The sequence below is a fragment of the Synechococcus sp. MU1655 genome (genome assembly GCF_023630655.1).
Taxonomy (GTDB): Bacteria; Cyanobacteriota; Cyanobacteriia; order PCC-6307; family Cyanobiaceae; genus Synechococcus_C.
Genome location: NZ_JAKUHK010000166.1, coordinates 1 through 4395 on the forward strand (window position 1 = coordinate 1; position 4395 = coordinate 4395).

At 50.6% G+C, this 4395-nt stretch carries 5 protein-coding genes; 2 read left to right on the plus strand and 3 right to left on the minus strand.

The annotated features are described in order from the left end of the window. Positions 1 to 174: 174 nt before the first annotated feature. The 3 genes from NCN04_RS08310 to NCN04_RS08320 all read right to left on the minus strand — a co-directional run bounded on the left by NCN04_RS08310 (position 175) and on the right by NCN04_RS08320 (position 2752). Positions 175 to 1404, minus strand: a complete 1230-nt coding sequence (locus NCN04_RS08310; protein ID WP_250395776.1) for a SulP family inorganic anion transporter — start codon at positions 1402 to 1404, stop codon at positions 175 to 177. A gap of 263 nt (positions 1405 to 1667) precedes the next feature. Next, positions 1668 to 2537: a DNA-formamidopyrimidine glycosylase gene (locus NCN04_RS08315; RefSeq protein WP_250395777.1), complete on the minus strand. Its 870-nt coding sequence runs from the start codon at positions 2535 to 2537 to the stop codon at positions 1668 to 1670. Between the two features lie 5 nt (positions 2538 to 2542). After that, on the minus strand, positions 2543 to 2752 hold the full coding sequence (locus tag NCN04_RS08320) for a photosystem I reaction center subunit IV (RefSeq protein ID WP_006854760.1): 210 nt from the start codon (positions 2750 to 2752) through the stop codon (positions 2543 to 2545). A 220-nt stretch (positions 2753 to 2972) separates the two neighbouring features. On the opposite strand from NCN04_RS08320, the gene NCN04_RS08325 reads away from it, so the two are divergent. Together NCN04_RS08325 and NCN04_RS08330 are read left to right on the plus strand one after the other, a co-directional pair. Beyond that, positions 2973 to 3935: a hypothetical protein gene (locus NCN04_RS08325; protein ID WP_245407387.1), complete on the plus strand. Its 963-nt coding sequence runs from the start codon at positions 2973 to 2975 to the stop codon at positions 3933 to 3935. Between the two features lie 50 nt (positions 3936 to 3985). Continuing rightward, positions 3986 to 4395, plus strand: a 410-nt coding sequence (locus tag NCN04_RS08330) for a DEAD/DEAH box helicase (RefSeq protein WP_250395778.1), incomplete at its 3' end; no start/stop codon positions are given.

The following is a 4395-nucleotide window of genomic DNA, read 5'->3' on the forward strand; positions in this document are numbered from 1 at the left end:
AGCGGCGACGATATTTGGGGGGTAGCCCCCTGAGAAAATAGCTCGATGCCAGGTAAAAACATTCCAAACGAAGAAAGCCATCCCTTGAAGGGATGGCTTTTTTTGTGTCTTTTTTCGCGTTACTTTGTCAATTTCCTCAATACCTTCTCCTTCCTTTAAGTCAGGCCATTGTTTTTAATCGCTGTTCTCTGATCGGTGATTGGTTTTTCTTCTGATGAATCCGTAGAGTTGAGAGGTGCTGACACCTACAATCACGCCCACGGCAAGGTTGTGTGGATGAGTCAGCATCGTCGCTAAAAATGTAGCGATCATTAGAAGAGTGTCGATCTTAGGCAATCTCCCTATCATCCTCAAACTGTCAGAGTCTGCAGTTGCAACTGCGATCGAAATCATGACTGCGGCGACTGCGGCTAAGGGGATTAATCCAAGAATTGATCTTGCGAAAATAAGAATGCTAAGTATAAATAGTCCCGTCGATAAGGTTGAAAGTCTTGATTTCGCCCCGTTCTTTACGTTCATAACCGATTCGCCTACGAGTGCACATCCAGCCATTCCTCCAAACAATGATGTAATGATATTTGCGATTCCTTGTCCGATGCCTTCCGATTTTTTATCCGCCGTTGTTTCGGTTAGTGTATCGATGTAATCGACCGTTAGAAAGGTTTCTAACAGGCCTACGAGCGAAATTGCAATTGCAATTGGCACTGTCGTCCATAGAAGATCAAGGCCAGCAATGTTCTGGGCTCCATTGATGAGGAATGGCATTTCCGGTAAGTGGATTCCCTGCGGCAGGCTCCCCAGGTTACTGACTCTTGGCACATCTAATTGCATCGTCCATGCAAGTATGGTCACGACAGCAATGGAGATAAGTTGAGAGGGTATTTTTTTCGTGATGTAAGGAAATGAATAGATGATTAGTAGTCCTATTGTCGTCAATATCCATACGGTTGGTAGCTCGTTCGCTGTTGGTAGGTATGCTTCCTGATGTTTTTCAAGTCCTAGAAGTTGCTCAAAGCCAAGTTGTGGTAATTCTGCTTGCAAAATGAGTAATGCCAGTGCGTTAACGAATCCACTGACAACAGGTTTTGGGATGTACTTCATTAAAGCCGAAATGTTGCACAGGCTCCAGATGATCTGGAGACCCCCCGCAAGCATGCTTGCTGTTAGCACAAGAATGATTCCTTTGTTGTCTGAAAAGTTATTCCCTTGAGCGGCAAGCCCTGTCATCAGTACGGCAGTTGATCCTGATGCTGAGGTGATCATCGCGACTCGACTTCCTGTGAAGGCGATTGTGATCGTTAAAAAGATCGCGCCATAGAGGCCGAGCTCTGGAGGAAACCCAGCTACTCCAGCGAAGCCAATTGCTTCCGGAATAAGTACCAATGCCATCACCAGGCCAGCCAACAGATTTGGGACCGGTGCTATTGCTAACGAGTTTATTTTTTGTTTGAGAGAAAGCATTTTAGAGTTATTTTTATCATGATAAGAGTCTCTTTGGTGATCAGCAAGATTGCCTTGGGAGAAACTTTTTTTATTGTTGTTTATCTGTCATCATTCCTCTGGTGTTTGTTTTGCTGCTTTCTTGAGCTACTAGTTTCGTCTAGTGATTTCTACCATTGGGATGGATTGCTTTTTCCTCGCGCCGTCTCCGTGTGGCGACTTTGTTATCACGTTTGGCAGCTGGAGCACCAGTGGGTGCTGCGTCCTGCCAGCTTGATTCGTTCGATAGCTTTCCCACATTTGGGGCATGGTTGCCCGGTGCGTCTATAGACCGCTGCTTGTCCTCCGTAATTGCCATTCACTCCTTCGAGATCTCTGAAGTCACTAAAGGTGGTTCCCCCTGCCCCAATACTTAGGTCTAAAATCTCGATCAAGCATTCCCTGAGTTTGTCTAATTGTTTGCGATTGAGTTGGCCTGCTGGCGTTTGAGGGCGAATCCCTGCAGCAAACAAACTTTCATCGGCATAGATGTTGCCGGTGCCTGCCACGATCGATTGATCCAGTAATGCCGCTTTGATTGAGCGTGTGGATCCTTTAAATCGCTCTTGCAAGTACTGCGTTTTGAAGTCTTGGCTAAAGGGTTCAGGGCCTAACTTTTTTAAGCCCGTGATGATGGAATCAACTGCGGTATCGGGTGGGACCCACCACATTTCTGCAAAACTTCTTAGGTCAACGAAGCGTAATTCTTCGCCCTTAGCATTCCAAAACCGCACACGAGTGTGTTTGCAGGGTGGAGTGTCGTCCTCAATCCAATGAAATTGGCCTGTCATTCGTAAATGAACACCCCAATAACCGGCGCTTTGTTCAGCGGCATCGGCATCGGTTGATCCAGGCCTATGAAGCTCCGCGTAAAGATACTTTCCTCTTCTTGTCCAGTGACCAATGCGGCAATTGACGAGTCCGGACTCAAAGCACTCTGGTCCACCAGGACTTGCAATCGTCCTGTCCCGGCAGACTTCAAGATCGCTGACGACGAATTGATTGAGACGATTCGCTAAGCCACGACGAACCGTCTCAACTTCGGGGAGTTCGGGCAACGGCCTCAGGCCGGCTCGAGTTCCGCTTGAGCGAAATTGTTCGTGTTGATTCCGCCTTCTGATCCTGAAATCCCGTTGTAATTCACCTTTTCGAAGCGAACGACCACCGGGTAACGAATGCCTGAGGTGTCGATGGAAGCCACCGTGCCGACATCGTTGTACCAATAGGACTCAGGGCGCTTAATGCGCACCTTGTCACCGCGGGAAATTGCCATCGCTGTGCAGAAACGTTGATGCAATCTGAGCGTATCGCTGAGTGGCCTCAAGATGGAGTGAGCGTCACAGAATGTCGTTCGACCTGTTGCCCAGTTCGCCGCATCGGCATGGCAGCATCCATCACCACACCCTCTGTCACCGCCTTTGACGAGCCTGAGTTCCGAAGCACCCGCGTTCAATCTCGATCTCCCAGACCCTGAACGGGATGACATCAGCACGATGGAATTCCTTGCGCGTCTCGAGCAGGCCTGGGACGTGTGCGACAAATTTGACTTGCAGACCGAAATTTGGCGTGGTCGCATCCTGAAATCGGTGCGGGACCGCGAAAAACGCGGTGGGGAAGGACGTGGTGCTGGCTTTTTGCAGTGGCTTCGTGAACGTGAAATCAGTAAGACCCGGGCGTATGGATTGATCCAACTGGCTGAATCAGAGCAAGGTTTGGTTGGTGAGGGCTTGCTTGAGCCATCGAGTGTGAACCAGTTTTCAAAACGCGCTTTTCTTGAGACCGCTCTGGCAGCTCCTGAAGTGCAAGTGATGATTGCTGAAGCCGCTAACGAAGGGCAGGAGATCACTCGCAAGCAGGTCCGCAGGCTCACCGACGATTTCACCTCCGCAACCAGTCCCTTGCTTCCGGATGAAATTCGTCAAAGGGCGCAAGAGAATTTGTTGCCATCCAAGGTTGTGGCTCCTTTGGTGCGCGAATTATCAAAGCTTCCAGAACTTCAGCAGGAAGACTTCCGCAAGGTGCTTCGCGATGAGCCGGAACTTGACCGGATCAAGGACGTGACCCATACGGCGCGATGGATCACGAAGGCCACGGAATCAGGTGTTGCTGTGCGTGCCTTTCAGCAGGGTGAACTTGACCTTGAGAAAGCGATGCAGGAGGCACAACGTCTCGATGCTCTGGGTTTGCTTGCCGATGCTGTTGGACAGGCTCAGGCGCTGGAGTCTGCGGTCCTTAAGCTGCACACCTCTTGGAGACGGTTAGGCGGTCTGCACGAACGGCTATGGGTGGAAAGCGGAAGTAGCACCCCCTATTTACGCGATGTTTTGACAGCGCTACAGACGTTGAGTGGTGCCACGATGCGGGTCTCCCTGGGCGAACTTGCTGGGGGCAAGAGGGTGAGACTCCAACTCGTTGAGGAGGCTCCTGATCAACTGGAGCCTCCGATAACCCTCTAGATCTGGTGTTCGTTAAAGTGAAGGCACTAGCTGTGGAGTGAGAGGGAGAGTTGGATTCACTCCTTGAGGCTCTCCACAGGCATTACGGCTGGGACTCCTTTCGTTCAGGACAACGTCCAGTTATCGAAGCGCTGCTGAGCGGTCGCGACTGTTTAGCCGTGCTCCCAACTGGAGGTGGAAAATCACTTTGTTTTCAGCTTCCTGCCTTGGTGCGGCAGGGGTTGGTGGTGGTGATTTCTCCGCTCGTTGCCCTGATGGATGATCAGGTTTTGCAACTGCAGCGGCGAGGCATTGCTGCTGCCTGTCTGCATCGCGGGATTCAACCTGAACAACGACGTTTGATTCAGACGCAGTTATCGGCTGGTAACTTGCGGCTTCTCTATCTCGCCCCAGAGCGCCTTCAAGGTGAGGCGGCAAGAGACATGCTCTCTGTGCATGCGAGGCAAGGGAAGTTGGTGGC